We start from the raw sequence: 4685 nt of genomic DNA on the forward strand, positions 1-4685 counted from the left end.
CCAGCTTATCCCCGCACGGGCGGGGGTGATCCTCTTTGCCGTTGTTTCCAAAGCTCCATACCAAACTTATCCCCGCACGGGCGGGGGTGATCCTTTTCTGTATAATTCTTGTTAAAACTTCTGCCGCTTATCCCCGCACGGGCGGGGGTGATCCCACTATCGATAACGAGCTGAAAGCCTTTATGTGCTTATCCCCGCACGGGCGGGGGTGATCCTAGTCTCGTCATCAAGAAAAATGCTTCTGCCCGCTTATCCCCGCACGGGCGGGGGGTGATCCTGTGCCGCTTGTCACTGAAAACCGCACTGCTTTCTTAAGCAATACCAAGTCGGCATTTGCTGTCAGTATTTTCATCGCAGATGATTTAACTTTGAACTTAAAATTTACATATTTACTCGCAGTTGTAAAATCATCAAAAATGATTACAGGCAAATCATCATAAATCCCGCTTTGCTCATTTGTATATCCAAGAATAAAATGATTTACCTGCTGTAAGTACTGGTGTATTATAGCTGCCAATATAATCTGTTGACTGCACAATGTACGGAGTTGGCTGTTCATAAGACAGCAATTCTCCTAATTCGTATTCTTTCCACATTATTATCCTTTGAAAGTCTCCTTTAAATAGTCAGCTAATAACTTATATTGCTGTTTTTGCTCTTCTGTCCAATCCCAACGATTATCAGCCATTTTCTTTAATACTTCGACCGCCGTATCATACTCTTGTTTAGAAATCGTCGCCCTACCTGTGCCGCCTAATGCTACACAAAGCGTTTTATAGTAGCAATATTTTTCGTAAACACTTAAATCATTCATAGTAATTCTCCTTTACGCCACCAATACCTCATTCATCTCCGCCAATATCTCCTCATACAGGAGTGCCATCAATAAACAATGCGTAATCTACCTCTCCGGTGCTTGTCGGGAACTCTCTTACGGCAACACCCAAAGAAGATTGAATATTCATTTTCTTTCTATCTTGAATAAGCCATCCTGCTTCTCTGAGCTTAATATCTATCTCTTGACGTGCTTTTTCTTCGGAAGACATAGCTGCACCTCCTGATCATAATGGTTTATTATAATTATATCATAAAAATATAGTTTTTTCAAGCCGACAAATGTATATTTTGAGCTATAATGTATAAATAACAATTCTGCACACCAGTAGAAAGTTTAAGAATCATGAGTTCAACGTGATATTCAATTCTCATCAGAAACTCTTTGAAGTTGTCTTATACCCAAACGGTAGTATAGCGTATCAGAAGGATATTTGCTCTCTACAAAAACTGTTCCGCACAGCCGAGAATAGAAGTAACGAGCAACACTTTTAAGATGATACTTCCCAACATGAACACTGCTTCCGATATTCAGCCTTATGAGACCGCCGGAAGCAATATCACACCGCAGATGCGGCTTATCCTTGACCATATCGAAAAGCACGGTCAGATTACCGAAGATGAGATACAGTCACTGCTTGAGGTCAAGCATACAAGAGCATTTTCTATCGCCAAACAGATGCGGGATATTGGGCTTATTCAGGTTTCAGGCAGAGGCAAGGATAAGCGGTATATAAAAGAATAACGAGCTATTATCATTTCACTCATGACGAGATTTTCGGAAAGCTGAGGAGTTCCGGCAAATAATCATGATCTGCTTGCATTTTTCTGAATTTTGGAGTATAATATAAACAACAAGATAAATCATCAGAGGTGAGATCATGCTGAGTATTTATTTCGGCGAAATGCAGGACGCAATTTATAACACAAATGTGTATTTCAACAACACTTATAAGGACAGCTGGATAACCAAACCGCTGTCGGTCGAGATGATAAAAGCCGTCGATAAATCTGATGTTATCGACAGTCAGACTATCCTGAGTCCCGTGTTCGGGAACATGAGTCCGAAAAAGCTTTCGGGCGGCGTTAAGACCCTTATGCTCATAGCTTATGACAAGAGCAAGATTTTCAACGCCTCGACCTGCGGCGACAACTGTGCCGAGTGGATTCTGAAAATTGCTGAGAAGCAAAAGATCGTTATCAATCTTCATCACCTGATGGATTTTGGCAAGAATGATTTCAAGATCAAGATACTGAACACCGGAAAAACGGTCAGGAACATGGGCGAGCTCGTACAAGAAGCAGGAAGATTTGTGTGAGGATATTATGAAAGGAACAAGACATATTGTAGTATCGAACAGAGAAGCTAAGTTTCACGTTGATCTTTATAGAAATATTACAATCGTTCGCGGCGACAGCGGTACGGGAAAGACTACACTTTTTGATATGATAGCCGACCTTACACGGCTTGGTGATAAGAGCGGTATCAATATTGCATCTGATAAAAAATGTGTTGCTCTTATTGATACCGACTGGCGAAATCAACTGAGTAATACAACTGACAGTGTTGTGTTTATTGATGAAGGTTTCGAGCCGATACGTTCAGAAGAATTTGCTAAGGTAATCAGAAATACTGACAATTATTATGTTATCTTTTGTCGGGAAAATCTACATGAACTCCCGTACAGTGTTGACGAAATATATAAGATCAAAACAAGCGGCAAATATCATAAGTTTGAGAAAATATACAAATCGAATGACAAGCATTTATATTCTATGAACGGTCGATACGGAAATACCAAAAATGTCAGTATCCTTCTTACCGAGGACAGTCATTCGGGATTGCAGTTCTTTGAAAACTACTTCAAGAACAGCGAAGTGAAATGCTTTTCTTCCGGCTCAAATTCTGCAATCTTCAACTGGCTTTCCGAGCATAAAAATGATAAGATTTTTGTCGTTGCTGACGGTGCGGCTTTCGGTTCCGAGATAGACAGAGTTCTCAAACTGCGAACTTCAGCTTCATCAAATTTCATTCTCTGCCTGCCCGAATCCTTTGAGTGGCTTATCCTCAATTCAGGTCTGATAAAGGGTGAGAAAATATCTGAGATCCTTGAAAATCCGTCCGACTATATTGAGAGCGGAGAGTTCTTCAGTTGGGAAAATGTCTTCACTGATCTTCTTATCAAAAATACAGCCGGAACTCCGTTTCAATATTCCAAAAGCAGTATAAATGAGATCTATCTGATCGAAGCTAATAGTCGGAAGATCATAGAGGAGATTTATTCGATATAAGCGTCTTTCTTTAATATAGCAATAAACAATTAAGAAACTTTTAGAGTTGTTCGCCTAATGTTACAGCTTCATAAACTCCTATAAAATCTCTGTTCCAACCTCCAACTCAGGGCACTAATAGGGCACTAATTTCCCCAAAAGCTACGAAACAAGATTTCAAATTGCAACAAGACAATTTAAAACTACTTTGATTTTGCTTGGTTTTCGCATTTTACAGCAGATTAAAATAGTTCCGTAACTTGCCTACGAACCAGTAGGTCGGGGGTTCGAGTCCCTCGCAGCGCATTAAATGTTTCACACGCTTCGGCAATAGTCGGGGCGTGTGATTTTTTTGTATTAAACTTCTCAGAACTGCGGTTTTGCGTGGGTTTTGTGGTTTGGACGAGGTTATTATTCTTGTATCGGCTCGTCGGAATTGTTTCCGAAAGACCTGCGTCCCGGCTTTGGTCGGGACGCTTTTCTGTCAGAATCTGGTTCTCAGGGCACTATCAGGGCACTATTTTTGACCCCCGCAATATGTAAACGGTGCCGAAGCACCGTTTTTTAGTTTCAGATATTTATATAAATGCTCATCCGGTCTTGTTATTGGGATTGCAACGAAACATCACGTCGGCTATCGTTTCGCCAGATATATCGTCGGCATCTTTGAGCATATGGGAATAATAATCGGTCGTGGTGCTGACCTTGCTGTGTCCTAAGCGCCTGCTGATGCTCACCGGGTCGATGCGGTTATAGCACATAACAGAAGCCATTGTGTGGCGAAACGCGTGGGGGTTGATATGCGGCAGACCGTGCTTTTCAGAGAACTCATCGAGAAACCTCGTGACCGTATCAGGGTTCATCGGTTTGCCCTCGTTGCCCGACTTCTCCTGGAAAAACAGGAAGTTTGTGTCGTGCCAGCGGTCGCCATATTTGGATTTCATATCTTCATACCACTTTTGGTACTCACGGAGCAGATCCATGCTCTCCTGCCGAGGGCGAATTGCGGTCAGCTTCATGTGACCGATCGCCTCGTCCACTCGCGGCATCAGCTTTCGGTAGCCCTCGATCGTGCGCTGCTTGACACCCGTGCGCTCTTTCAGCGCGATGACGTACTCGGCATACTCGGAGAACGTCTGCTTGTTGTCAACGTCATAACCCTGTCTGCACTTTTTCTCGAAATCGACCGCCGTTTCGTTGAGCGCTTTCATGTTCTGCCGCTCGGTCTTTTTCGGGTCGGGCTTGAAGGTCATTTCGTAGGGCTTGAGCTTTTTGCCGCTCTTGTCGTAGCCCTTGTTGACCCTGATTCGGTACGCGATGATCTCGCCTTGCTTGTTTTTTCTTGGTTCGATATACGCCATTCAGATCACCTCCCTGACAGACAAGGATACCACACTTTTCCTTGAAAATCCAGCGTTTGCGAAAGAGTTTGCAGTCACAACACAGAAATTTTTCAATCTGTGTCACCTCCTAAATAGCGCAGGAAAACCTCCTTGTTGATGAGGTATTTCTTGCCTGCTTTCACGCAAGGGATCTGGTTGCTCTTGCACATTTGGCGCACGCGGTACTCGGTGAGCCCG

General features: G+C 42.9%; 6 protein-coding genes and 1 CRISPR repeat array. Of the genes, 3 read left to right on the forward strand and 3 right to left on the reverse strand.

Features of this window, described 5'->3' with window-relative positions:
• Nucleotides 1-3: 3 nt before the first annotated feature.
• A CRISPR array of direct repeats spans nt 4-276; the repeat unit is 29 nt; unit sequence GCTTATCCCCGCACGGGCGGGGGTGATCC.
• Between the two features lie 322 nt (nt 277-598).
• Both BT142_RS17620 and BT142_RS17625 read right to left on the reverse strand, forming a co-directional pair.
• The gene (locus BT142_RS17620; RefSeq protein WP_072419473.1) at nt 599-814 is read right to left on the reverse strand and encodes a hypothetical protein; all 216 of its coding nucleotides are present in this window, start codon (nt 812-814) and stop codon (nt 599-601) included.
• Between the two features lie 52 nt (nt 815-866).
• Nucleotides 867-1046 carry a hypothetical protein gene (locus BT142_RS17625; protein WP_072419474.1) on the reverse strand — a complete coding sequence of 60 codons (180 nt, stop codon included), beginning with the start codon at nt 1044-1046 and terminating at the stop codon, nt 867-869.
• Between the two features lie 284 nt (nt 1047-1330).
• Here BT142_RS17625 and BT142_RS17630 point away from each other — a divergent pair, with 284 nt between their 5' ends.
• The 3 genes from BT142_RS17630 (at nt 1331) to BT142_RS17640 (ending at nt 3126) form a co-directional block, all read left to right on the forward strand.
• Nucleotides 1331-1579 (forward strand): MarR family transcriptional regulator, encoded by a 249-nt coding sequence (locus tag BT142_RS17630; protein WP_072419475.1) that lies wholly within the window; start codon nt 1331-1333, stop codon nt 1577-1579.
• A 136-nt stretch (nt 1580-1715) separates the two neighbouring features.
• Nucleotides 1716-2153 (forward strand): DUF4869 domain-containing protein, encoded by a 438-nt coding sequence (locus BT142_RS17635; protein WP_072419476.1) that lies wholly within the window; start codon nt 1716-1718, stop codon nt 2151-2153.
• A 7-nt stretch (nt 2154-2160) separates the two neighbouring features.
• Nucleotides 2161-3126 (forward strand): hypothetical protein, encoded by a 966-nt coding sequence (locus BT142_RS17640; RefSeq protein WP_072419477.1) that lies wholly within the window; start codon nt 2161-2163, stop codon nt 3124-3126.
• A 569-nt stretch (nt 3127-3695) separates the two neighbouring features.
• Here BT142_RS17640 and BT142_RS17645 read toward each other — a convergent pair.
• A complete protein-coding gene (locus BT142_RS17645; RefSeq protein WP_072419478.1) occupies nt 3696-4466 on the reverse strand; it encodes a tyrosine-type recombinase/integrase in 771 nt (256 codons plus the stop codon).
• Nucleotides 4467-4685: the final 219 nt, after the last annotated feature.

It is taken from the genome of Ruminococcus sp. YE71, assembly GCF_900119155.1.
Classification (GTDB): domain Bacteria; phylum Bacillota; class Clostridia; order Oscillospirales; family Ruminococcaceae; genus YE71.